Source organism: Peribacillus sp. TH27, assembly GCF_016650915.1.
Classification (GTDB): Bacteria; Bacillota; Bacilli; order Bacillales; family DSM-1321; genus Peribacillus; species Peribacillus butanolivorans.
Map to the genome: position 1 here is coordinate 4,957,831 of NZ_JAEKEV010000002.1, position 24,801 is coordinate 4,982,631.

At 38.9% G+C, this 24,801-nt stretch carries 26 protein-coding genes and 2 riboswitches; of the genes, 19 read left to right on the forward strand and 7 right to left on the reverse strand.

What is annotated here, in order from left to right; all coding sequences use genetic code 11:
- The first annotated feature begins 110 nt into the window (after positions 1 to 110).
- Together JFU24_RS25285 and JFU24_RS25290 are read left to right on the forward strand one after the other, a co-directional pair.
- Positions 111 to 1,283, forward strand: a complete 1,173-nt coding sequence (locus tag JFU24_RS25285) for an amidohydrolase (RefSeq protein WP_201250974.1) — start codon at positions 111 to 113, stop codon at positions 1,281 to 1,283.
- Between the two features lie 118 nt (positions 1,284 to 1,401).
- A complete protein-coding gene (locus JFU24_RS25290) occupies positions 1,402 to 2,499 on the forward strand; it encodes a class I SAM-dependent methyltransferase (RefSeq protein ID WP_201250671.1) in 1,098 nt (365 codons plus the stop codon).
- Positions 2,500 to 2,555: 56 nt separating this feature from the next.
- Here the strand turns inward: JFU24_RS25290 and JFU24_RS25295 are convergent, their stop codons facing one another.
- Positions 2,556 to 2,798, reverse strand: coding sequence for a DUF2626 domain-containing protein (locus JFU24_RS25295; protein ID WP_053346950.1), 243 nt, complete (start codon positions 2,796 to 2,798; stop codon positions 2,556 to 2,558).
- 85 nt (positions 2,799 to 2,883) lie between these two features.
- Complete coding sequence (locus JFU24_RS25300; protein WP_201250672.1) at positions 2,884 to 3,585, reverse strand: helix-turn-helix transcriptional regulator; 702 nt, start codon at positions 3,583 to 3,585, stop codon at positions 2,884 to 2,886.
- A 216-nt stretch (positions 3,586 to 3,801) separates the two neighbouring features.
- Here JFU24_RS25300 and JFU24_RS25305 point away from each other — a divergent pair, with 216 nt between their 5' ends.
- The 9 genes from JFU24_RS25305 (at position 3,802) to JFU24_RS25345 (ending at position 8,821) form a co-directional block, all read left to right on the forward strand.
- Positions 3,802 to 4,164, forward strand: coding sequence for a Spx/MgsR family RNA polymerase-binding regulatory protein (locus JFU24_RS25305; protein WP_201185796.1), 363 nt, complete (start codon positions 3,802 to 3,804; stop codon positions 4,162 to 4,164).
- 122 nt (positions 4,165 to 4,286) lie between these two features.
- Positions 4,287 to 5,372, forward strand: a complete 1,086-nt coding sequence (gene comGA / locus JFU24_RS25310) for a competence type IV pilus ATPase ComGA (RefSeq protein WP_053346947.1) — start codon at positions 4,287 to 4,289, stop codon at positions 5,370 to 5,372.
- On the forward strand, positions 5,332 to 6,390 hold the full coding sequence (gene comGB, locus JFU24_RS25315; protein ID WP_201250673.1) for a competence type IV pilus assembly protein ComGB: 1,059 nt from the start codon (positions 5,332 to 5,334) through the stop codon (positions 6,388 to 6,390). The genes comGA and comGB overlap by 41 nt, the downstream gene beginning before the upstream one ends.
- Positions 6,391 to 6,498: 108 nt before the next feature.
- Positions 6,499 to 6,807: a competence type IV pilus major pilin ComGC gene (gene comGC, locus JFU24_RS25320; protein ID WP_053346945.1), complete on the forward strand. Its 309-nt coding sequence runs from the start codon at positions 6,499 to 6,501 to the stop codon at positions 6,805 to 6,807.
- Entirely contained in the window at positions 6,800 to 7,258 is a 459-nt protein-coding gene (gene comGD, locus JFU24_RS25325; protein WP_201250674.1) for a competence type IV pilus minor pilin ComGD, read from the forward strand. Before comGC ends, comGD begins: the two co-directional genes overlap by 8 nt.
- Positions 7,245 to 7,583 carry a hypothetical protein gene (locus JFU24_RS25330; protein ID WP_056526040.1) on the forward strand — a complete coding sequence of 113 codons (339 nt, stop codon included), beginning with the start codon at positions 7,245 to 7,247 and terminating at the stop codon, positions 7,581 to 7,583. Before comGD ends, JFU24_RS25330 begins: the two co-directional genes overlap by 14 nt.
- On the forward strand, positions 7,531 to 8,010 hold the full coding sequence (comGF, locus tag JFU24_RS25335) for a competence type IV pilus minor pilin ComGF (protein ID WP_116820708.1): 480 nt from the start codon (positions 7,531 to 7,533) through the stop codon (positions 8,008 to 8,010). The genes JFU24_RS25330 and comGF overlap by 53 nt, the downstream gene beginning before the upstream one ends.
- Complete coding sequence (gene comGG, locus JFU24_RS25340; protein WP_056526035.1) at positions 8,003 to 8,389, forward strand: competence type IV pilus minor pilin ComGG; 387 nt, start codon at positions 8,003 to 8,005, stop codon at positions 8,387 to 8,389. The genes comGF and comGG overlap by 8 nt, the downstream gene beginning before the upstream one ends.
- Before the next feature lie 231 nt (positions 8,390 to 8,620).
- Positions 8,621 to 8,821, forward strand: coding sequence for a YqzE family protein (locus JFU24_RS25345; RefSeq protein WP_053346940.1), 201 nt, complete (start codon positions 8,621 to 8,623; stop codon positions 8,819 to 8,821).
- 91 nt (positions 8,822 to 8,912) lie between these two features.
- Here the strand turns inward: JFU24_RS25345 and JFU24_RS25350 are convergent, their stop codons facing one another.
- Positions 8,913 to 9,710, reverse strand: a complete 798-nt coding sequence (locus JFU24_RS25350) for a YqhG family protein (protein WP_201223654.1) — start codon at positions 9,708 to 9,710, stop codon at positions 8,913 to 8,915.
- Entirely contained in the window at positions 9,688 to 11,376 is a 1,689-nt protein-coding gene (locus tag JFU24_RS25355) for a DEAD/DEAH box helicase (protein WP_190271218.1), read from the reverse strand. Before JFU24_RS25355 ends, JFU24_RS25350 begins: the two co-directional genes overlap by 23 nt.
- Positions 11,377 to 11,746: 370 nt before the next feature.
- A riboswitch (glycine riboswitch) is annotated at positions 11,747 to 11,834 on the forward strand.
- Positions 11,835 to 11,837: 3 nt separating this feature from the next.
- Positions 11,838 to 11,921, forward strand: a riboswitch (glycine riboswitch).
- Between the two features lie 153 nt (positions 11,922 to 12,074).
- Between JFU24_RS25355 and gcvT the strand changes: the two genes are divergently transcribed.
- The 3 genes from gcvT to gcvPB are packed head-to-tail and all read left to right on the forward strand — an operon-like array spanning position 12,075 to position 15,996.
- Positions 12,075 to 13,181: a glycine cleavage system aminomethyltransferase GcvT gene (gene gcvT, locus JFU24_RS25360; RefSeq protein ID WP_201250675.1), complete on the forward strand. Its 1,107-nt coding sequence runs from the start codon at positions 12,075 to 12,077 to the stop codon at positions 13,179 to 13,181.
- Between the two features lie 18 nt (positions 13,182 to 13,199).
- Positions 13,200 to 14,546, forward strand: coding sequence for an aminomethyl-transferring glycine dehydrogenase subunit GcvPA (gene gcvPA / locus JFU24_RS25365; protein ID WP_201185789.1), 1,347 nt, complete (start codon positions 13,200 to 13,202; stop codon positions 14,544 to 14,546).
- Positions 14,539 to 15,996 (forward strand): aminomethyl-transferring glycine dehydrogenase subunit GcvPB, encoded by a 1,458-nt coding sequence (gcvPB, locus tag JFU24_RS25370; protein WP_201223658.1) that lies wholly within the window; start codon positions 14,539 to 14,541, stop codon positions 15,994 to 15,996. The genes gcvPA and gcvPB overlap by 8 nt, the downstream gene beginning before the upstream one ends.
- A gap of 177 nt (positions 15,997 to 16,173) precedes the next feature.
- Here the strand turns inward: gcvPB and JFU24_RS25375 are convergent, their stop codons facing one another.
- Positions 16,174 to 16,557: a rhodanese-like domain-containing protein gene (locus tag JFU24_RS25375; protein ID WP_053346934.1), complete on the reverse strand. Its 384-nt coding sequence runs from the start codon at positions 16,555 to 16,557 to the stop codon at positions 16,174 to 16,176.
- Between the two features lie 216 nt (positions 16,558 to 16,773).
- On the opposite strand from JFU24_RS25375, the gene JFU24_RS25380 reads away from it, so the two are divergent.
- The 3 genes from JFU24_RS25380 to JFU24_RS25390 all read left to right on the forward strand — a co-directional run bounded on the left by JFU24_RS25380 (position 16,774) and on the right by JFU24_RS25390 (position 22,026).
- Entirely contained in the window at positions 16,774 to 17,610 is an 837-nt protein-coding gene (locus tag JFU24_RS25380) for a lipoate--protein ligase family protein (RefSeq protein ID WP_201250676.1), read from the forward strand.
- Positions 17,611 to 17,999: 389 nt separating this feature from the next.
- Positions 18,000 to 20,570 (forward strand): vitamin B12-dependent ribonucleotide reductase, encoded by a 2,571-nt coding sequence (locus tag JFU24_RS25385; protein WP_201223660.1) that lies wholly within the window; start codon positions 18,000 to 18,002, stop codon positions 20,568 to 20,570.
- A gap of 205 nt (positions 20,571 to 20,775) precedes the next feature.
- Positions 20,776 to 22,026, forward strand: coding sequence for an MFS transporter (locus JFU24_RS25390; RefSeq protein ID WP_201185785.1), 1,251 nt, complete (start codon positions 20,776 to 20,778; stop codon positions 22,024 to 22,026).
- 29 nt (positions 22,027 to 22,055) lie between these two features.
- Here the strand turns inward: JFU24_RS25390 and JFU24_RS25395 are convergent, their stop codons facing one another.
- On the reverse strand, positions 22,056 to 22,241 hold the full coding sequence (locus JFU24_RS25395; protein WP_201185783.1) for a hypothetical protein: 186 nt from the start codon (positions 22,239 to 22,241) through the stop codon (positions 22,056 to 22,058).
- A gap of 137 nt (positions 22,242 to 22,378) precedes the next feature.
- Between JFU24_RS25395 and splB the strand changes: the two genes are divergently transcribed.
- On the forward strand, positions 22,379 to 23,404 hold the full coding sequence (splB, locus tag JFU24_RS25400; RefSeq protein WP_201187945.1) for a spore photoproduct lyase: 1,026 nt from the start codon (positions 22,379 to 22,381) through the stop codon (positions 23,402 to 23,404).
- Positions 23,405 to 23,488: 84 nt separating this feature from the next.
- Positions 23,489 to 24,370 (forward strand): patatin-like phospholipase family protein, encoded by an 882-nt coding sequence (locus tag JFU24_RS25405; RefSeq protein WP_201223662.1) that lies wholly within the window; start codon positions 23,489 to 23,491, stop codon positions 24,368 to 24,370.
- 18 nt (positions 24,371 to 24,388) lie between these two features.
- Here the strand turns inward: JFU24_RS25405 and JFU24_RS25410 are convergent, their stop codons facing one another.
- Complete coding sequence (locus JFU24_RS25410) at positions 24,389 to 24,763, reverse strand: SA1362 family protein (protein ID WP_053346927.1); 375 nt, start codon at positions 24,761 to 24,763, stop codon at positions 24,389 to 24,391.
- Positions 24,764 to 24,801: the final 38 nt, after the last annotated feature.

Here is a 24,801-nt window from a genome sequence, read left to right on the forward strand (position 1 = left end):
TGAAAAATATTACTTTCACAATTATACTGAATATTAAAATAAATCGTGCTGTTTTCTAGGTTTTAAAAACATGAAAGGAGGTTGGGATTATGGAGAGTGAGAACAAAGGTATATTGGAGAAGGCCTTGTTAGATTTAGAAAGTGGTTTTACTGACATTGTAAATTGGCGAAGGCATTTGCATCAGTATCCTGAATTATCTTTTCAAGAAACGGAAACCTCGCATTTTATTGCAGAGAAACTAATTAGTTTTGGAATAGAAGTTAGGAAAAATGTTGGTGGTAATGGTGTGATAGGCATATTATCCGGAGAGAATCCTGGTAAAACCATTGCATTGCGAGCGGATTTTGACGCATTGCCCATTCAGGATGAAAAAGAGACACCCTATAAGTCTTTAAAATCAGGAGTTATGCATGCGTGCGGTCATGATGGTCATACTGCGGCTCTATTAGGAACAGCCCGAACATTAAGCAAGTTCCGTGAAAAATTAAAGGGGCGTGTTATTTTTGTTTTCCAACATGCAGAAGAAAAGCCACCAGGCGGTGCGAAGGATATGCTGGGAGATGGGGCCTTAGAGGGCGTGGATGCCGTTTATGGGGCGCATTTAGCCACAGATATACCTGTAGGGAAAATAGCGGTGGGTAGCGGGTACAAAATGGCTGCAGTGGACGCATTTGAAATCACCATTGAAGGAAAGGGCGGTCACGGGGCTAGACCTCAGGAAGCCATTGATTCGATTGTGATTGGAAGTGAGATTGTCCAAGCATTGCAAAAAATCGTGAGCAGAAGAATAAGCCCTCTACAATCTGCGGTTGTAACTATAGGAGTTTTTCATGCTGGCTCGGCCTTTAATATCATCGCGAATACGGCCAAACTCGAAGGGACTGTACGTACATTCAATCAAGAAGTAAGATTCCAAATCGAAGAAGAAATTCGCTCGATAGTGAAAGGGATTACCGAGGCAAATCATGCAGCCTATAAAATTGACTATCTGAATGGTTATCCTGCTTTATACAACCATAGGAAGGAAACAAAGATGGTTCGAAACATTTTTGTGAATACTTTTTCTGAAGAAGCTGTAGTTGAATTTTCCCCTTCCATGGGAGCAGAGGACTTTTCTTATTTCTTACTAGAGAAACCAGGTACATATTTTAAAATCGGTGCAAGAAATGAGGATGACAACACCCATTTTCCTCATCACCATCCTCGATTTGATTTTGACGAAATCGCACTAATAGATACGGGGAAGGCTTTTATAGCTATAGTATCAAAAGATATGTTCTGAGTTTGCTTTTTTTTGGAGCAGATTAAATTACACGTTTATTGAACAAAGAAGTAATATAGTCAAAAACTATTTTGTGCATGAGCTTATTGTGGAAGGGGATCAAAGAAGAGGTGTTAAAATGAAAAATCTCCTGAAAGAAATGATTGTAAACAGTCCCCAAGATAGAATTTCCTATCATGATTATATGGAAGCCGTCTTATATACACCAAATATAGGTTATTATATGCGTGAAAAGGAGAAAATCGGTACAACTGGGGATTTTTATACATCTGGTAATGTTGGGGATGCATTTGGGAGGGCACTAGCCAGGTGGTTTATCTATTTGATAAAAGAATGCGGATTGCCTCCGAGAATAATCGAAATCGGTGCAGGGGATGGGAAGCTTGCCTATGATATCCTGGCCTTTATAAAAGAAACAGAGCCGGTGCTGTGGAGCTCACTCACCTATATCCTAGTAGACAGTAGCCCTTACCACAGAAAGGTTCAGCAAGAGCGTGTAGGGGTGTTTAACCAGGTTGCTTTTATGGATAGTTTAGAAAATTTGCCGAATGTAAATGGAATTGTCTTCTCTAATGAACTTTTTGATGCGTTGCCTGTACATGTCATTGAAATGTATAAGGGAGCGCTAGTAGAGGTATTTATCACTGTAGAGGAAGGACAATTAGTAGAAATAAAGGAACCTTTGAAAAATCAAGATATTCTTAACTACCTATCAAAAAAGAATATCATGTTAAATGAAAAACAGCGCTATGAAGTACCACTTAAAATGATACAAGAATATGAGAAAATCGTTTCGCATATTCAATCAGGTGTTCTTCTTACAATCGATTATGGCTATACGGAACAGGAGTGGAAGGAACCAGCCCATCTTCAGGGAAGCTTAAGAGGGTATTATCAGCATAAAATGATGAAAAAAGTACTTGAGTATCCGGGTGAGATGGATCTGACATCACATATTCATTTTGACACATTAATCGAAAGCGGAAAAAATGTGAATTTTTCTATGGAAGGACTATTTCAGCAAAATGAATTTTTACTCAAAACAGGGATTCTTGAAGAACTGAAAGACCACCAAGAGACGGATCCTTTCTCAAAAACAGCAAAGCGGAACCGAGCAATACGGGGGTTAATTGTTCCTGGTGGCCATAGTGAGTATTTTAGGGTGTTGCTGCAATCGAAGAATTTAGCCGAGAAAGTGAGACTATTTCCTGAATAAGGACATGTAAAAACCCATGAATCAAGATTCATGGGTTATGTATATTGCTCTGTTCCTTAATGTGCAGTACCTGGCGTCATCATAAATACGCTCCAGTAGGAAAATCCTGCAAAGAAAACGGTAAGATAGGCGCCAAAAACATAAATATACATGCGCTCAGATAATTTTAAATAACTTAAGAGTACAAAAAAGCCGGTTTGTGCGAAGAAAAGTAAAGAAGTTTGATGCATATGGCCAAGATAAAAGAATATTGCCATAATTCCTGTCCAAAAACCACATACTCTGAACATGCGTTCCATCCGAATCCCTCCTTTTGTCTAGTCGTGTGCATTCAAAATAATTATAAATGAAATTGTAAGGTAATGTAAAGGATGCCTTTTGTTTCTATGCGAGAACCGAAGCCTGATAAGAACATGTTACACAATTTCCCATCATATTTCCTAATTCCACAATCTTGACATTGTCAAACAATGCTTCAAACATACCTTTTAAGAATGAGTTGTGCATTGCACAGATCGTACTAGGCTCGACATTGGTAACTTCTTTAAAAGGACAATTGAAGATTCGAAAGAGAATGCTGTTTTCTTCTTCGCTTGCCTGTATTTCAGGCGAGAACCCAGCAATGGTAGCTGCATTTTTAAGCATGCTGACTTTTTCATCAAAAGTCAGATCGTCAATCGACGTTGAGCTTAGGGTTAGCTGCTGATTCATTAATTCCTCGCCAAATACCTTCCCTGTTTCATAAAGAGCCTTTTTTCCTTGTTCTCCTAATAACATCATCGTCTTAATGGCAATTCTTGAAAGAAGCTGATAGTCCCTGTATGGAAAATGAAGTTGAATGACTTTATCGGATAATCGATAAAGCCTGCTAGGGCGACCCCCTTTCCCTGTCTTACGTGCATCCGAGGTAAGCATGTCCACATCTTCAAGTTTAGATAAATGTAGTCGTGCTACATTTGGATGAATTTTAAAAGAATCGGCAATTTGCTGTACAGATACATCTTGATGGTTGTTAACGATATATTGATATATATAATATCGGGTGGGATCTGCTAACACGTTTGTAATTCTTAACGTTTGTTCCATTATACCCTCCTGCTGTTCCAATAGTTTAACTATATTCCATTATAATACAGGCAGAAAAAAATGGAATAACAGAAACAGCAATCTCCCTTAAGTTAAGAAAAAGTTCACATTTCAAACAGAGATATAGTACAAATGAATATACAAAACTTAAACAAATGTTATACAATTGTTTTATAGAATCTTTAAAAAACAAAATGTGAACGGAGAGTGTTAAGAATGGGACGGTTAAAACGTTTAACTTTCTTTTCATACCCAAGCTGTACATCTTGCCGAAAAACAAAAAAATGGTTAAAAACCAATCAAGTATCCTTTGATGAACGTCATTTATTCAAAGAAACTCCAACAGAAGGAGAATTAAAGAGAATCCTTGAATTGACAACGGAAGGACTTGATGAGGTTTTAGCAACAAGGAGTGAAGCCTATAAATGCTTACATGTTAATATTGACGAAATGCTACTTTCTGATGTCATCCAATTATTAACAAAAGAACCTAAATTATTAAGAAGACCCATCCTCATTTATGGAGAAAAGCTTGTGGTTGGACATAATGAAGATGCGTTAAGAAATTTGGTTTCATAAAAGCAAAATTTGAAAATGAGCATATGGTTTATTCTCGAATCTTTTTTCGGGGATTTTTTTATTTTATAAGGAGGAATTTGTCGTGCAATGTCGAAACACTACTACAAGATACTTAGGAGGTGATGAAAGATTTGATATCGATTGAAAAGAAAGCAGAAAAAATCCTTTCCCGTGCCATTCAATTATCGGCATCGGATATTCACGTTTTACCACGCAGAGAGGGCCCTCTCATTCAATTCAGGATTGACAACAAACTCGTTCCTCAGGAAACATTGTCATTCTTTGAAACGGAACGACTGATCTCCCATTTAAAGTTCCTTGCCGCTATGGATATAGGTGAGAAAAGAAGACCTCAGAGTGGTTCAATTACCGTCAATTTATCAAAAAAAGTGGTTGGACTTCGCCTTTCCACATTACCAACTGCACATCTCGAAAGTTTGGTCATCCGCTTGATTCCCCAGCAGAATATCCTTCCTTTAGAACAATTATCCCTATTTCCAAACACCGTTCAAAAACTGGTTGCCCTTCTGAAACATTCCCATGGCATGCTCATATTTACCGGTCCGACTGGTAGTGGGAAAACCACGACATTATACTCCTTGCTTCATCATTCAAAAGAGATGATCAACCGGAACATCATTACCCTTGAAGATCCCATTGAAAATGTGTCAGAAAAGGTCCTACAAGTTCAAATTAATGAAAAGGCAGGTATTACGTACTCTGTTGGTCTAAAAGCTGTGCTTAGGCATGATCCTGACGTGATTATGGTCGGGGAAATCAGGGATTCTGAAACAGCAAAAATTGCAGTTCGTGCTGCATTAACGGGTCATTTAATCCTCACGACCATGCATACAAGGGATGCACAAGGAGCTATCTCTAGGTTGCTCGAATTTGGAATCAGCTTGCTTGAGATAGAACAGAGCTTGATTGGTGTGACCGCTCAGCGGCTAGTTGAACTAACATGTCTGCAATGTAAAGAGGTTTGTACATCTGCTTGCCAAATGATTGCTCGTAATAAAAGGGCAAGTGTGTATGAACTGCTATATGGAAAAAGCTTGGCAGAAGTATTGAAGATGACGAAAGAGGAAAAAGGGAAGGGGACGGTCTCCTACCGCCAATTAAAGGATGAGATAGGAAAAGCGGTGGCAATGGGCTATGTGGATTCACATGAATTTGAACGGCTGGTATACGATGAAGGCAAAAAGTAAATGGAGGATAAAAGAACAAGCGGTCTTTATCTCGAAGCTGGGGGAATTATTAAGTCATGGCTATCCCTTAGCCGAGGCGATACATTTTCTGGAGTTTCAGGAATCAAAGAAGAAAGCTGAGGATTTTACTCAGGCTATTCAGGATTTAAGGAACGGGCATCCGCTGCATCAAGTGTTAACCCATCTTAATTTTCATCCACAACTTGTAAGTTATATATTTTATGGAGAACAATGCGGCGACCTCAATAGGGCGTTGATAGAAGGAGGTAGATACTGGAAGAAGAGGACGGAAGATTTGGATAAAGTGAAAAAGTTGATGGTGTATCCAATTTTCTTATTCTTTTTTGTGAACATCGTGTTTTATATCCTGCAGAGTGTCCTCCTTCCAAAATTCCAGACAATCTTTATTACGATGGATGTTGAACAGAATATCATCCTGAAATTACTGGTAGCCTCTTCAGTTATCCTCCCTGTCATCCCCTTCATCTTGCTCGCATTGCTCCTTTTCTTTTTTTTACTCAAACAATTTTGGTTTAACAAGTTATGCCCCTTAAGGCAGCGAAGAATATTATTAAACATTCCTCTCGCAGGCACATTCATTAAGTTATATGAAACGTATTTTTTTGCAAGCCAATTCAGTGGCTTACTCTTTGGAGGGCTTTCCATTAACGAAAGCATCAAATTATTCTCCATAAATCAGCAGCAGCCTTTTTACCAGAAACTTTGCTCAATTATTAAAGATGATTTAATTGAAGGCAGATCGCTAGAAATGATTTTTCAGGAGCTGCCTTACTTTGATAGAAATTTACCATTAATAGCCGCAAATGGTCAAAAGTACGGCAGGCTTGATTCAGAGTTACTTCATTACAGTCGTTTTTTGCTAGAGAAAATTGAAGAAAGAATGAATTCAATTTTGAAAATCATTCAGCCTCTTATGTTTTTATTGATTGGTCTGCTGATTGTTTCCATTTATTTAGCGGTCTTACTGCCAATGTTTTCTCTGCTCGAGGGGATATAGAATATTCTTAATAAATTCTGGAGGTGAATCTGCGCTGAAATAATTTTGGGAATAGGATAGGTGTGTGAAATTTCTAATCTATTTTCATTTATTTAGAAGCAGAATGATATGAAGAAAGTGTTGAATGAAAGAGGTTTTACATTAATTGAAATGCTTATTGTTTTACTCGTAATTTCCATTCTATTGATTATTACAATCCCAAATATAACAAAGCATCAATCGACGATTCACTCTAAAGGTTGTGAAGCGTTTGTTAAGATGGCTCAAGCACAGGTGCAAGCCTATGAAATAGATAATGGCAAACTTCCTGCTAGTATTGATGAAATGGAAAGTCAAGGGTATCTTAAACAAAAATCATGTCCGAATGGGGATGGTATTAGTCTGGATAACAAGGGAAAGGTTACGGTAATTGAATAGCAGCAAATTGATTGTGCGGCCTTCCTGTGGAGGTTATACCCTGTCAGAAACCCTCATCGTCCTCGTTATTTTTGTACTGCTAAGTGGCATCGGTCTAAATTTATATCCAAGCTTTATTAAAGGAATGGAAAATAAGATTTTCATTTCTCAATTGAAAGAGGACATTTTCTATGCGCAGCAGTATGCCATCAGCCATGAAAGTCTGATTTACCTTCATATGGATAATACGAATAGGATTTACACGGTAACATCCTATAAGGAGGGGGTTGTGCTTGAGAGAAGCATACCAAAGGATATACAGTTCTTAAGTGGAACATTAGGACTTACGTTTCATTTTAATCAGTATGGAAATGCTTCAAAAGCAGGGACGATGATGATTGATACGACAAAAGGGAAGTACAAGTTAATCCTTAATATCGGTAAAGGGAGGTTTAGGATTGAGAAACAGTAGAGGTTACGTCTACTTAGAAATGATAGCCGCTTTTTCGATTTGTATAGTCTTGGTCATTTCGATTCTGCCGATACTTGAGGAGATAATGACCAATCGGAAAAATGTTGTCTTAAGGACAGAAGCCCACTATTTGTTATATGAAAGATTGACTGCCTTCATGGATGGGGAGGTAAATGCTGTCGACCAGGAAATCCATTATCAGAAAAGATTGTATGAACTAACATGGAAGGAACAGAAGGATTTCCCAGGTATGATTGAAGGATGTGTACGATATGAAAATGAAGTGGGTAAATCAGAATCCATTTGTGATGCTGCGAAAAAATGATGGCTTTACAATAATTGAAATGCTTTTTTCTTTAATGATATTAATGACCACCTCTATTTTCATCTTACAACTTTTTTCAATTATTCACACACAGTTGGAATCAAAAGACAAATTGCATCCTAAAGAGTGGGAGATCTTTACGATGCAAATGCAACAGGAGGTCAGGGGTGCTAAAAGTCAGGATGTAATAGAAAATAAATTATATTTACTTTCAGGTGACCAGTTATCTTTTATTGAACAATATGAAGATAAGCTCCGCAGGCGAGTGAATGGAAAAGGTCATGAGGTCATCCTGCAGAACATTTCAAAATTTAAGGTTGAGAAGGATGGTAACGTCATTGTGTTAAATATAACGGATAAAGCAGGGAATACTGTTATTCGCAGGTTTCATCCTTTCTTTAAAAGTGAGACGAAAGTTGATGAATAATCAAAAAGGGGTCGTTTTCCCGATGGTCATGATTGTAGCGAGTGTTTTTATCATGTTCACGATATTAATGATCGATCAATTTGTCATCGATAAAAAATTTTATAAAGAAGTGGAAGAAACGCTTGTGGCCGATCATTTAGTGCATCTAGCCGTTAATGAGGTAACAGCTGGATGGGGTGAAGATATACCGAAGAACCTTCAGGGGGATATCTCATATCCCAATGGTGATGTCCATTATATATTAACGAAACAAGATGCCCGTTATGCCTTTATTGAATTTGCTTCCTCGACTAAAGATAACCGAGTTGGTAGAATCATTATTCAATATGACAAAGAGTTAGGTAGAGTTGTAGAATGGATAGAAAAACAGTCCGTATAACACGTATGAAGGCAACCTGATGGTGCGGATTCAGGAAGGATGAAAACGTTTTTGGCTGACTGTGAATGGGGTATCGAACGGAATGATTAGACTAATGTCAGGCTTCCCCTAAATGGAAGTGGAGAACTTACCATCGATACAACAAGCAGGCCCAAATAGTAACCATCTCGGGTAAACTAGAAAGAATAAAAGAAGCATAAGCAGGGCATACTTTATTTAGGGTGATATTGTATGTCTACTAACGCTTATATCAAATATCTTACACAGCAGCTTGTCGAATATTTTAATTTGACCAAGAAAGAACGGAAAGAAAAACGTCGTCATCGGAAAGAGGATAAAAATACTGGTGTGTCCCACTGGTTTGGTATTGTCCCTTTCGCTTTGTCGATGTTTGTAAGAAAAAAAATCAAAAAAAGAAAACAGATGTCCTAAGCTTTTGGACATCTGTTTTTTTTTGTTTAGTCAGGAAAAACCTAGCTAGGCGGTTGTAGTAGAGAAATCATTTCTGAAAAAATAGATCCATTTATCCTAACGCTCTATCTGATAAGTAAAATAAACCGCCATTGATGATTGATATTAGGATATTTGGCTCATATTGGGCCTGTAATGCCTGTTTTTCAGTGAAATAACTTTCGCTTTTTTCATCCATATCCTTATAAAAATGCTCCAATAAATTTAAGTCATTCTGCCAGCGCTCCATGGCTTCTTCCGCCCAAGAATGGTCATCGTTCTCGAAGCTGGTTCGGATATATGTATCAAGTCTTGCTAACCCACTCTTTGGCATGATTAATGGTGAGAGGGTGAAGGAGTAATCCGGTATCTTTGGGGTGACTTTAACCGGTAAAACACGATTGTGAAATCCTTCCATGATCTCCCCGGAGATTAAATTCAATCCAACAGACATAAAGGTATCTTTTTTTCGATCACATTGATAAGATATTTTAACATTTAGTGTAAGCCAGGGGAACAATGGATTATGGCGACCATTTGAGGGGAGTGTATCCTCGAAAAGTCTAGTATATCCAGCCAGCCTTTTTGTTGATTCGATAATTTGATGGAGACGGGGCGAACCAAAGTGAATTCGTTCTCCTTTCATATTGGGTGGAGCCTGATCAGGATTAGTAATGAAAGTAATCTGGGCTGGGTTTGGAATCCCGCCCGTTTTTTCAAGATAATGCCAATAAAAGGGACGGTTCATTAACTCTTTATCCATTTCAATCGTCAGTTGAACAGTGATATGGGATGGGGCATTCTCTAGTACTTCACAATCATTAGCTTCAAAGAAAGTTATTAAAAAATCATGAATTTCCTGTTGCTGCATGAATCTCACCTTCCTTCATAGTTTGAGCGAATTGAATCATCGATGAAAAATTATCCATCTTGATTTTCATTTCACCCTCAGTTCGGGACTCGCCGACCACGTCAATTAAATATTCTTCGATGTTGGTAATATCCAGCTTCGTTAAAATATCATCCAATTCACCAATTACTTTTTCAAACAAATGGATTTTTTCATATAATAATTTCAAAATATGTTCTTCAACTGTATTTTTCGTTGCAAAGTTATATATCATGACATCTTCTTCCTGGCCAAGTCGGTGAATCCGTCCAATTCTTTGTTCAAGTCTCATTGGATTCCATGGCAGGTCAAAATTAATCAAGTGGTGGCAAAATTGAAGGTTTATTCCTTCCCCACCGGCTTCGGTAGCAATTAAAACTTGAATCTGCTTTTGGAATAATTCTCTCATCCAGTCTTTTTTTCCACGCTTAAAGCCGCCGCGGAAGGGAACTGAGGAAATTCCATTCTGTTGTAAATACCATTGTAAATATAGCTGAGTGGCTCTGTATTCGGTAAAGATAATCACTTTGTCATCAATTTTCTTGATGAGTTCTAAAGCTTTTTCAGCCTTGGAGTTTTGTTCTGTTTCATTTACCTTCTCAAACAGCTCATCTAGCTTTGCTAAAAAGTCAGGGGAAGGCTGTTCATATTTGGCTTTCATGTTTTTCAATGTATAAAAAACGGCTTCTCTGCTGCTGCATGCTTCTCTTTGGAGGGTGAGTGCTGAAAAAGAACTTCCCTTCGATCCATCTGAAATAGGCTTAAATTTGGAAACAGCGTCGTACAAGGCTTGTTCAGTTGGAGAAAATTCAATGATGATTGTTTCCACCTGCCTTTTTGTCCATTCAATTCCAGTATCAGCCCGTCGGTTCCGAATCATAACAGTGTTGACGAGTTCCTTTAGGTGCTCATCCTCAATAACATTTCGGCCTTTGCCTTTATATTTCTCAGAAAAGAGTGTTGCATTTCCCAAGTGTCCCGGTTTCAATAACGAAACAAGATGGAAAATTTCTTCGACTTTATTTTGAATTGGCGTAGCTGTCAGCAATAAACAAAATTTCTTTTTCAGATTTTGGACAAATTCATAGTTCTTCGTTTTATTATTTTTAAGTTTATGAGCCTCATCAATAATGATAAAGTCATATTGCTGATTAAAAATGATATCTCGATGGGGAGCTCGTTTCGCTGTATCAATGGATGATATAACAACATCGCATGATTCCCACACATAGCTTTTTCTTTGAACAACAGCCGGAATATGAAACTTGGTATTCAATTCAAAAGCCCATTGACTTACAAGTGAAGCGGGGACAAGAATTAATACTTTTTTAACAAGACCACGGATCATATATTCTTTTAGAATCAAGCCAGCTTCGATTGTTTTCCCGAGACCTACTTCATCAGCTAAAATGGCTTTTCCATTCATCTTTTCAACTACCTGCTTTGCCGCTTCCAATTGGTGGGGAAGCGGGGTGAGCTGTGGAAGATGCTTGGGTGCCTGTAAACCTTCAAAATCAGGAATAATGAGGTTTTCTTCCATTTGAACAGCCAATTTATAAAGCTCCCAATTACCCCATGGACCGTCATTTTCCATCTTTTGTAGAAACTCGTCATTCCAATCAGAACTGAAGGATATATTAATTTTCATTGAAACTACTCCTTCTAAAATCATAATTTTCTTATTTAAGGTTGAAACCCGAACATTTTATATGTGAAGTAAGAAAAATATTTCTCTGTAAAAGATATTGCAGAGAAAAGTTTCTTAAGGTAGGATGTAAGTATATTTAGAAAATTCCAATTTCCCAAAACGCTTAAAAGATGAATGTAGTTCATGTTTTTCATAGTATGGGCAACCGCCTCTTACTTTATCCCAGATTAACAGACTAGAGATCATTCATTAAGTTCTGAAGTTTTAAGGAGAGTTGGTAGAGAAAGCATTTTGTAAATGCACAGAGGTTTTACTAACTATCAGTAGGATTAATTACTTTCCTAATTGGTGGAGACACATTTATATGCGGGTGAAGATAAGGGGAGAGACTACGAATGTAGCGCCGAAGGAGCAAACTTAGCAGTGAATCTCTCAGGCAAAAGAACTCTTATTGGACGCAACTCTGGAGAGCGCCGCTCGTTGCAGGACGGCCACCAAAGGGGAAAACCTATTATATAGGTAAACTTTCAGGTTTCAGGACAGAGAAAAAGCTCTTTAGGGCTTTCTCTGTCCTTTTTTGTGCCCTTTTTTCCACATTATGAATCAGGCTGAGAAGTATAAGAAGATCTGACAAAATGGAAAGAAGCTTTTAGAAAAGTGAGCAAAGTAAATCTAAAAAATCTAAGGGGGGTCATTTTTTGACCAATTTAAAAAGAACGCCACTATTTGAGGTTTATCGTGAATACGGAGGAAAAACGATCGATTTTGGCGGCTGGGAACTTCCTGTCCAATTTTCGGGTATCAAGGACGAACATGAAGCAGTTCGTACAAAAGCTGGCTTATTTGATGTTTCCCATATGGGTGAGGTTGATGTGAAGGGCCCAGGGAGTCTTGCCTTTTTACAAAAAATGATGACCAATGATGTATCAAAGCTAAAACAGGGCGGAGCAATTTATACGGCTATGTGTTATGAAAACGGCGGTACTGTTGACGATCTTATCATTTATAAAAAGGCAGAAGACGACTATCTGCTCGTGGTCAATGCCGCCAATACAGAAAAAGATTTTAACTGGCTACAAGCTAATTGTTCAGAGGATGTCCAACTTTCGGATGTATCAAGCGATTATACACAGTTGGCACTGCAGGGACCTTTGGCAGAGAAAATATTACAAAAACTATCTAATGATACACTTTTGAGTGAAATTGGCTTTTTTAAATTCAAGGAAAATGTCCTGATAAATGGGCTTTCCACGATGGTTTCACGTACAGGATATACGGGTGAAGATGGTTTTGAAATATATAGCAACAGTGAAAATGGCCCGGCCCTTTGGAGAGCTATTCTAGATGCAGGAAAAGAAGAAGGGATACAGCCGATAGGTTTAGGGGCACGTGACACACTCCGCTTTGAAGCTAAACTTCCGCTTTATGGACAGGAGCTTTCACCGGATATTACCCCAATTGAAGCCGGGATTGGTTTTGCGGTTAAAGTGGATAAGGAAGCCGACTTTTTCGGGAAAGCCGTTCTTACTGAACAAAAGGAAAAAGGGGCACAACGTAAGCTTGTCGGAATTGAAATGATTGACCGCGGCATTCCTCGTCATGGCTATAAGGTATACAGTGGGGATAAAGTCATTGGTGAAGTTACGACTGGCACTCAATCACCAACATTGAAGAAAAATGTAGGATTGGTACTTATCGATAAAGACTTTTCGGTGATGAATTCTGAAGTCGAAGTGGAAATTCGTTCAAAACGATTGAAAGCTGTTATTATACAAACACCTTTTTATAAAAAACCACGTAAATAGAGAGGAATGGTCATTAAGATGAAACATCGTTACTTACCCATGACAGAGCAGGATAAACAACAAATGCTGGAGGTAATAGGGGTCCCTTCTGTTGAGAACCTTTTCAACGATATTCCTGAAAGTGTCCGCTTTCAAGGCGAATATGACATTAAACCAGCTAAATCAGAGCCAGCCTTAATGAAAGAATTATCAAAACTTGCTTCTAAGAATGCTGATCTTAAAAACTATGCTTCCTTTCTTGGTGCGGGCGTGTATGATCATTATTCACCGGTCATCGTTGATCATGTTCTTTCCCGCTCGGAGTTTTATACAGCCTACACCCCTTATCAGCCAGAAATTTCACAGGGGGAGCTTCAGGCCATTTTTGAATATCAAACGATGATTTGTGAAATGACAGGCATGGATGTAGCCAACTCCTCCATGTATGACGGAGGGACGGCATTAGCGGAAGCAGCGATGCTTGCATCCGGTCATACACGACGTAAGAAAATTCTAATTTCAGCGGCAGTACATCCTGAATCAAGAGAAGTCGTTAAGACGTATGCGAAAGGTCAGCGAGTGGAAGTCATTGAAATTCCATTTAAAGATGGTGTGACAGATCTAGCTGCCTTAAAGGAATTGGCGAAAGACGATATTGCGGGAGTCATTGTGCAATATCCAAACTTCTTTGGACGTATTGAACCGTTGAAAGAAATGGAAGAAATCATTCATGATGTGAAATCCATGTTTATCGTTTCGAGTAACCCGCTTGCACTAGGTGCATTGACCCCTCCAGGTGCCCTTGGTGCTGATATCGTAACAGGCGATGCTCAGCCATTCGGTATTCCAGCAGCTTTTGGCGGACCGCATTGCGGATACTTTGCGGTCACGAACAAACTTGTTCGTAAAGTGCCAGGCCGTCTCGTCGGGCAAACAGTGGATGAAGATGGTAAACGGGGATTTGTGCTGACGCTTCAAGCTCGTGAGCAACACATTCGTCGTGACAAGGCCACATCCAATATTTGTTCCAATCAGGCGTTAAATGCTTTGGCAGCTTCTGTTGCGATGACCGCACTTGGGAAAAAGGGTGTCAAAGAAATGGCAGTGAATAATATTCAAAAAGCCTATTATGCGAAAAAAGCTATAAAGGAAAAAGGAATAGAAGTGGTGTTTGAGGGACCATCGTTTAATGAATTTGTCATTAAACTGCCGGCATCTTACCAAGAAATTAATCAAAGTCTTTTTGAAAAAGAAATTATCGGCGGCTTCGACTTAGGGACTGTTTATCCACAGCTGAAAGACCATATGCTTGTGGCTGTAACAGAACTTAGAACAAAAGAAGAAATTGATGCACTTGCGCAGGAATTGGGGGATCAACATGAATAATCAAGATCAATCACTCATTTTTGAAATCAGTACGTCCGGTCGAATAGGGTACAGTCTACCGGAAATGGATGTTGAAGAAATTTCACTTGAAGAGATTTTTCCTGCCGAATACATCCGTCAAGAAGAGGCTGAGCTTCCAGAAGTATCGGAATTAGATATCATGCGTCATTATACAGCTCTTTCCAAACGGAATCACGGGGTGGATTCGGGCTTTTATCCACTCGGTTCTTGTACGATGAAGTATAACCCGAAGATAAATGAAAATGTGGCGCGTTTTAACGGTTTCGCCCATATCCATCCATATCAAGATCCGGCGACTGTACAGGGAGCCTTGGAACTATTATTTGACTTGCAAGAACATTTAACAGAAATCACAGGGATGGATCAAGTGACCTTACAGCCAGCAGCAGGTGCACATGGTGAATGGACAGGATTAATGATGATTCGTGCCTTCCATGAAGCAAACGGCGATACAGCACGGACGAAAGTGATAGTTCCTGATTCGGCACACGGTACGAATCCAGCTTCCGCCACTGTTGCGGGGCTCGAAACGATTACGGTAAAATCAGATGAAAATGGCTTAGTTGACCTTGAAGATTTAAAGCGCGTGGTAGGTTCGGATACAGCGGCTTTAATGCTGACGAATCCCAATACATTAGGATTGTTTGAAGAGAATATTTTGGAAATGGCAAAACTTGTCCACGATGCTGGTGGGAAGCTTTATTATGACGGAGCCAATCTTAATGCAGTCCTATCTAAAGCCCGTCCAGGTGATATGGGCTTTGATGTGGTCCATTTAAATCTCCATAAAACATTTACAGGTCCACATGGTGGCGGTGGCCCGGGATCTGGTCCTGTCGGAGTAAAATCGGATTTGATTCCCTACTTGCCTAAACCACTCGTGGTCAAACGAGATGAGCAATTTATGCTGGATTATGATCGCCCGCAATCCATCGGAAGAGTTAAACCTTATTACGGAAACTTCGGAATAAATGTGAGGGCTTATACGTACATTCGTTCTATGGGTCCTGATGGTCTTAGGGCTGTCACGGAGAATGCGGTCATCAATGCGAATTATATGATGCGTAGGTTGGAACCATATTTTGATTTACCATATAATCGCCATTGTAAGCATGAGTTTGTGCTTAGTGGCCGCCGGCAAAAGAAGTTGGGCGTCCGAACACTCGATATTGCCAAAAGATTACTAGACTTCGGCTATCATCCACCTACTATTTACTTCCCGTTGAACGTGGAAGAAGGAATGATGATAGAACCGACTGAAACGGAGTCAAAGGAAACTCTCGACGCGTTCATTGATGCGATGATTCAGATAGCTAAGGAAGCGGAAGAAACTCCGGAGATCGTACAGGAAGCGCCACATACAACAGTTATTAAAAGGCTGGATGAAACGCTTGCTGCAAGAAAACCAGTCCTCCGTTATCAAGCTTAATAGCCTAAATAAAAATCCCCGCCATCTGAGCGGGGATTTTTATTCATTATATGTATAGAGAATGACCAGCTGGAAATGAATATACAATAAGACATAATAAGCTTTAAGACGGCATTTCATTTCAATTTTTAGTATGATAGCTTTTTAATTAAAAAGAGCCCATGCGGAGATGGGTTCTTATTTCTTTGCTTTAATTTTACCGGTCCACATTTTGAAACCGCCTTTTAGGTGAAACAGTTCTTTGTAGCCTTTTTTGTATAGCATGGCTGCAGCTCTTCCGCTGATGATTTCGCTTTGAGCGTACAAGTATACAGGCTTGTCCGGCCTAATTTCGACCAGGCGTGTTTTCATTTGAGTCATAGGGATGTTTCTTGCGCCTAAGATATGACCATTATCAAATTCATTTGGTTCCCGCACATCGATTAGTTGTACTTTTCTGTAGTTAGCAATAAATTCATCCTGTGTTAACGTTTTAACGATTTTACGCTGGCGGTACCAATTAAAAAGTGAATACGCAATAACCACTCCTATGATGATGAGCAGTGTATATAATAATTCCAAACATAAAAACTCCCTTCTACCTAACGAATACAGACAATCTTTATTATATAATTGCTTTAACTAATAATCAAAAAATATTTTCGTAAAATTCTTTATCGACTTAATGGTACTTTCTTTTTTAGAGTGTTAAAGTCTGTTAAACTACTAAATGTGAGTTTTTTTATGACGGAATTACTGACTTACTTTTAAACAGTCTACATGAAATGAGGGGTAAGGATGACAAAAGAAAAATGGGGATTTATAGATTCTGGATATTGTTCACCGGCTTTTAATATGGCGATGGACGAAGCTCTTTTAAACTGGCAGAGTAAAGGGGAAATACCACCGATTATCCGCTTTTACGGTTGGGACCCAGCTACATTGTCGATTGGTTATTTTCAAAAGGCAGAATCTGAAATTGATATAGAAGAAGTTAAAAGGCAGGGCCTCGGTTTTGTTCGCAGACCAACAGGAGGACGTGCTGTACTGCACGAACATGAATTGACTTATAGCGTAATTGTCCCAGAATCCTATCCGGGAATGCCTACTACTGTTACTGAGGCATATCGAGTTATTTCTGAAGGAATATTAATGGGGTTCAGGAATCTTGGATTGGATGCTTATTTTGCTGTACCTCGAACCGATCAGGAGAAAGCGGCTTTAAAAGCACCCAAGTCTTCCGTCTGTTTTGATGCGCCAAGCTGGTATGAATTGGTCGTTGAGGGCCGTAAGGTAGCTGGCAGTGCACAAACAAGGCAAAAGGGCGTCATCCTTCAACACGGGGCCATTTTACTTGAACTTGATGATGAAAAGCTCTTTAGCGTGTTTAAATTCTCAAATGACAGGGTTAAAGAGAGAATGCAAAAAAACTTAAAAAACAAAGCCGTGGCCATAAATGACATTGCCGGAAGAAAGATTACCATCCCAGAAGCAAAAGATGCTTTTGAAAAAGGTTTTGCCGATGGACTTTCGATCGAATTAGAGCCATACGTCCTCACTGAACAGCAATTGGTGGAAGTGAAAGCCATTGCAGAAAGCAAATATGAAAGCGATGAATGGAATTTTTTGAGATAGAAGAAGCAGGATAATTAGAACAGATAATAAAAATGTTTTTTCAGATTTTTGCAAACAAATAAGCTTTTCCTTGCAACGATAAGCACTAACAAGGACAGGGAAAAAGCAAGGTTCAAATTAATTGAAATCTGATGAAAAATTATTATAAATCGACATTTTCCTCCCTTTTACTAACTATATTAATTGATTTATCGTTTGACAAAATTAAAAGTTAATCAACACAAACACAATATATAGTAGTCGAAATATTTATTACGACACTATATATTGATTTTTGAGTTTCGCTATGATAAATTTAGGGTAACTTGTTAAGCGAAACGGACATGTAAGACTACATATAAATTTTTGCAGCAAGAACGGATCTTGAAACATATAAAGGAGAGGGAATTATGTCGGTTGTAATAAAAGAAGCTTTAAAGGTTGATCTAGAAAGGTTGAATAAGGATATTTCTTTATTTCCCCAGGTCCATCCTGTAACAGCTGATATGAAAATGACGCATAAAGGCGTGTCCCGTCTAGTTATGCTTGACCGCTATTCTTTTAAGGATACTGAAAAAATTACGCTCTCGACTGGCGATTTTGTAGTATTGACGATTAAGGAAGATCCGAAATTCCCTGCACGGGGTCTTGGTTACATCGTTGAAATAGATTGGGAAACGAAAAAAGCTAAGGTATTAGTGGATGATGAATTTCGCGGAGCATTAGATAACCCGGAAGAAGTGGCAACGGGGATTGTAAATCGACCGCTTGATATCATTGAAAAGCCGCTTGAAATATACTATGAACAAATTGCAAAACGTAATGCAACGGGATTGGCTTCAGTGGAAAAGACTGAGGAAAAAAGAACGGAATGGTTCAATAAGTTCTATGAAGAATTAAAGAACCTTAATTTTGTCCCAGCAGGACGTGTATTATATGGAGCCGGTTCTAACACGGATGTTACTTATTTTAATTGCTATGTAATGCCATTTGTTCCGGATTCACGCGAAGGAATTTCCGAACATAGAAAGCAAGTCATGGAAATCATGAGCCGCGGAGGCGGTGTAGGTACGAACGGATCGACACTTCGTCCAAGAAATACATTGGCAAAAGGGGTAAATGGAAAATCCTCCGGTTCAGTTTCATGGCTTGATGATATTGCGAAATTGACCCATCTTGTTGAACAGGGCGGAAGCAGACGCGGTGCACAAATGATTATGCTTGCGGATTGGCATCCAGATATTGCTGAGTTCATTATTTCGAAAATGCAAAATCCACGGATTCTTCGCTACTTAGTGGAAAACACAAAAGATGAAACCATCAAAAAGTACGCTACAGATAAATTAAAATTCACTCCGCATACCGAACAGGAAACGGCTATGTACCAAGGTATCATCAACTATAAAGAGATTCCGGGTTTAGGCGGATTTAACGAGAAAATCATTAGAGAGGCCGAGGAAAAGGTTCGTACAGGCGGAACGTACAGTGTCCATAATGCCGATTTTCTAACAGGCGCCAATATCTCGATTTGCTTGACTAAGGAATTTATGGAAGCTGCCGAACAAGATGGCGAATATGAATTGCGTTTCCCGGATGTTGAAAGCTATAATGCTGAAGAAATGGCGATTTATAATGAAGAATGGCACAATGTCGGTGATGTACGTGAGTGGGAAAAAATGGGCCGAAAAGTCCGTGTTTACCGTAAAATCCGAGCTAAAGAGCTTTGGAACTTAATTAATATTTGTGCTACTTATTCTGCAGAGCCGGGTATTTTCTTTATTGATAATGCTAACGAGATGACAAATGCAAAAGCATACGGACAACAAGTTGTAGCAACGAACCCATGTGGTGAACAGCCACTGGCTCCATACTCTGTGTGTAACCTAGCAGCTGTAAATTTAGCAGAAATGGCTGATAAAGATAACAAAACAGTTAACTTTGAGAAACTTAAGCAGACCGTAGAAGTGGGTGTGCGTATGCAGGATAACGTCATTGACGCGACCCCTTACTTCTTAGATGAAAACAAGAAACAAGCACTCGGCGAGAGACGGGTTGGTCTTGGTGTTATGGGTCTGCATGATTTGTTAATCTATTGTGAAACGGAGTACGGATCTGAAGAAGGGAATATCCTGGTAGACAAGGTGTTTGAAACGATTGCAACTACAGCTTACAGGACTTCAGTAGACCTTGCTAAAGAAAAGGGCAGTTTCCCGTTCCTAATCGGGTCAACTGATGAAGAAACGAATGAGCTTAGAACGCGTTTCACTCAAACCGGGTTTATGGAAAAAATGCCAGAAGATATCAGAGAAAGTGTTGCTGCACATGGCATCCGTAATTCTCATTTATTGACAGTTGCTCCTACAGGCAGTACAGGTACGATGGTTGGGGTATCAACTGGTCTTGAACCATATTTCTCTTTCACCTATTTCCGTAGCGGTCGTCTTGGTAAATTCATTGAGGTTAAGGCTGACATCGTACAGGAATACTTGGATCGTCATCCAAAAGCGGATCCAGAAAAGCTTCCGAAATGGTTCATTTCTGCAATGGAATTGGCTCCTGAAGCACATGCTGACGTTCAATGCATTATTCAACGCTGGATTGACAGTTCGATTAGTAAAACGGTTAACGCTCCTAAAGGATATACCGTTGAACAAGTAGAAAAAGTATATGAACGTCTATACAAAGGCGGAGCAAAAGGCGGTACGGTATATGTAGATGGAAGCCGTGACAGTCAGGTTCTTACGCTTAAAGCGGAAGAAAATCAAATGGATGAGCAACTTGAAATGGATGAATTAACAGATGTGGAAGAAAAGAAAAAAGTCGTATTGGTTGATACGATAAATGAACTGCGTTCGACGAATGTTACGATTGGGTCGGAAGTAGGTAACACCTGTCCTGTTTGCCGTAAAGGTGAAGTTCAGGAAATGGGCGGATGTAATACATGCACGAATTGTGGCGCACAATTAAAATGCGGCCTATAAGCTTGATTTAAGAAAGTCGTTAAGGTATAGCTGAAAAGCTGATCTTAACGGCTTTTTTTGCAAATCTAAGAGTATATTCAATATTTTGAAATTTTAAAGGTTACCTTTTATTGGTCTGTAAACTATTAATTGTTATTCATTTTCGTGAAAGCTTTTCTTTATATATGGTTAAACTACAATGTATTAACTATGATGGGGTGTATGAATGGAAAATCAGAAATGCGATAATACGAAGGTAAGTGCTTGGTGTATTGTAAGCATGGCTTCGATTCCGCTCGTCATGACACTAGGAAATTCTATGCTTATTCCGGTGTTGCCGGTTTTTGAAGAAAAAGTGAACATAACATCCTTTCAGTCGAGTATGATAATCACCAGTTATTCAATCGCTTCCATTTTTCTAATTCCAGTAGCAGGTTACTTGTCTGATCGCATTGGAAGGAAAAAAGTTATCCTACCCAGCCTGATTTTAGCTTTGATAGGTGGTTTGATTGCTGGTTTTGTTTCCTGGAAGATGGACAATCCGTATACCTGGATTATCTTGGGCCGCGTTCTACAAGGGATTGGTGCGGCTGGGGCAACTCCAATCGTCTTGCCGTTAGTAGGCGACCTTTATAAAGCTGATGATGAGAAAACAAGTTCCTGTTTAGGCATAATTGAAACATCGAATACCTTCGGGAAAGTGTTAAGTCCGATTTTAGGATCCTTATTCGCTTCACTTATTTGGTTTTTACCGTTCTTTTCTATTTCCTTTTTTAGTTTAATTTCGATTGTTCTCGTTTTTTTCTTTATAAAAGTACCGAAGAATAATCATGCACCAATAAAGTTCAAAGAATTTTTAAATAAAACGAAAGTAACCTTTGAGGAGGGAGGAAAGTGGCTTTCCGTTGTATTCCTATTGGGCGTTTTTGTCATGCTTGTTCTTTTTGCAGTGCTATTTTTTTTATCGGAAAGTCTAGAAAAATTACATGATTTAAAAGGCATTAAAAAAGGCTTTGTCTTGGCGATCCCTTTGTTCTTCTTATGTATCTCCTCTTATGTGGCGGGAAGGAAGATAAAAGGAAGCATACCGTTGATGAGAAGGATTATATTGATTAGCTTAATATTAATGTCAGGAAGTATAGTTTTTGTTGGCTATACGAAGGAAAAAATTGTGTTGCTACTTATAATAACAAGTGTATTAGGAATCGCGATTGGTGCCATGCTTCCAACTTTGGATGCGCTCATTACTGAAAATATTGAAAAGACACAGCGGGGAACAATTTCCTCTTTCTATAGTTCTGCACGATTTATTGGTGTTGCAGCAGGACCACCACTCATGTCAGTGTTAATGAAAAACTATTTAAATATAAGTTATATTATTGCTGGAGTATTTGGTATAATCTTGCTTTTCCTTGCGTTTAAACTCCTTAAAGAAAATACAATGAAAATGAATGCAGAAGAGAAGACCGAGTCTTAGGATTCGGTCTTCTCTTCTGCATTCATTTGTCAGCCATTTTCATTTTGTTGGGCAATTTCCTTTTCGGCCAAGTATTGGTTTCCATCCTTTAACACCGAGTATTCATCGACAGAGTCTCCAGGGACATTCCGGGGATTGGGAAATTTATTATCTGTTTGTACGGTAATTACTTGTTTACCCATTCCATTTGTCAAGAAGTCTTGCTTTTTAGTCATATCACATCTCCCATACTTGAATTTACCAATTAGAATCAATCATGAGGATAATTAAATTAAGAAAAACTATCCTTATAAGTTAGATTGTCTAGTTTGAATAAAAGTATGAACAAATCCGAAAAAGAATGGAGAAGTATATGAAACCATTTATCCCACAGCTAGTATATATTGAGCCAAGAGCACTGGAATACCCGCTTGGCCGAGAATTAAAAAAGAAATTTGAGGATATGAATATTGAGATCCGTGAAACCACTTCACATAATCAAATTAGAGATTTACCTGGGGATAATGATTTGCAAAAATATCGTGTCGCCAAGTCGACGCTGGTTGTGGGAATCAGGAAAACGTTGAAGTTCGACTCGTCTAAGCCATCTGCAGAATATGCTATCCCGCTTGCTACTGGGTGTATGGGTCACTGTCACTATTGTTATTTACAGACGACGCTAGGTACAAAACCATACATTAGGACATACGTGAATCTTGATGAGATTTTCGAAGCAGCTGAAAAATATATAAACGAAAGAAAACCTGAAATTACCCGCTTCGAGGCGGCATGTACTTCTGATATTGTCGGCATTGACCATTTGACACATTCATTAAAAAGGGCCATTGAATATTTTGGTAAAAGTGAAAACGGTGTTCTCCGATTTGTAACTAAATTTCATCATGTCGATCATCTATTGGATGCCGAACATAATGGGAAAACAAGATTTCGGTTTAGTATTAATTCACGTTACGTGATCAAGAATTTTGAGCCTGGAACTTCGAGCTTTGAGGAAAGAATGGAAGCGGCACGCAAGGTAGCAGGTGCAGGATACCCATTAGGTTTTATCGTTGCACCGATATATCGTCATGAAGCATGGAAGGAAGGCTACTTTGAACTATTCGAGCGGTTAAGTGAGGCATTAGAAGGGGTGGATATTCCTGATTTAACTTTTGAGTTAATCCAGCATAGGTTTACTGGTCCTGCAAAAAAAGTGATTCAAAAAAATTACCCTAAAACAAAATTGGAACTTGATGAAACGAAACGGAAATATAAATGGGGTCGCTATGGCATTGGGAAATATGTGTATCAAACTGAAGAAGCAGCAGAACTTGAATCAACTATCCGAGGGTATATAGCGAAGTTTTTCCCAAAATCGGAAATTCAGTATTTTACCTGATGAAAGGTTGTTTCTATATAAATCAGTCATAAATCGCTCTAATCCTGCTTAAAAATGTAAAGACCGGAATAGAGGAGGGCAGCAATGATTATTGACGGCGTTTTTTCCGGAGGCGGGATTAAGGCATATGGTTTAGTAGGAGCCCTGCAGGAATTGGAGGAACGTGGATTTGTATTTAAAAGGACAGCTGGAACGAGTGCAGGCTCAATTATAGCAGCTTTTTTAGCTGCAGGTTATACAGGAAAAGAAATGGAAGAGGTTTTTCTTGATATAGAATTAAGTAGCCTGTTGGATAAGAGGCGGGGCCTTTTGCCTATCCCACTTGCCAAGTGGCTACTTGTTTATTGGAAATTAGGTTTATATAAAGGGGAGGCCTTGGAAAATTGGGTTGCGGGTAAACTAGCAGAAAGGAATGTAGTCACCTTTAATGATGTTCCACCAAATTCTCTCCGTATTATTACCTCTGATATTACACATGGGAAATTGGTAGTGCTTCCTGATGAGTTACCGAACTATGGAATCGATCCAAGCACTTTTCCAGTGGCCAAGGCGGTAAGAATGAGTTGTAGCATTCCATATTTCTTTGAACCAGTAAAGCTGAATGTTGGGAAAAGTACGTTTCTATTTGTTGATGGAGGCGTGTTAAGCAATTTTCCAATGTGGTTATTTAATTCAGACCATGTAAGAAAGGAACGACCAGTCATAGGCTTACGTCTTAGTGCAGATGAGATATGGAAGCCGCATGAAGTGGATAATGCGGTTGAATTGTTCTCAGCACTATTCAAGACGATGAAAGATGCCCATGATGCACGTTATATTTCCAAGAAACATGTTCAGAATATTGTATTTATCCCGATGAAGGGGATCTCCGCTATGGATTTCAACTTGAATGATGAAAAAAAAGGAGAGTTAATGAATCGTGGTCGTCAGTTTACTAAAGAATTCTTAAAGCATTGGACATATTAAAAAAGAAAAATCGGGCTCTTAAAAAGAAGCCCGATTTTTCTTTTTATTCTTTTTCCCTTCGATGACGGTTAAGTGACTATCTGATTTCTTTCGCACTTTTATTTTTTTAGACGATTTTGCTGCAGAGAAGCTAGCCACATTATCCTTTTTCGAAGTTCGGTTCTTTAGCCTTTTTTTCGATTGGCGTGCAGCCTTTCGAAATGCCTGTTGCTCTTTTTTTACTGGTTTTCCCTTTGTTAATCCGGTATAAATCATATAAATAATCCCTGCGACAATGGCAATTATAAGAATGTTTCTAAAAAAGCCAATCGGGTCATTAAACAGTCGGCTCATTAGTCCGAGGACTCCGAGGGCGATGATTCCGTATATCATGAATGATATGAAACGTTTCAACAAAGACACCTCCTTAAGAGCATCATAAGCATTTTTAG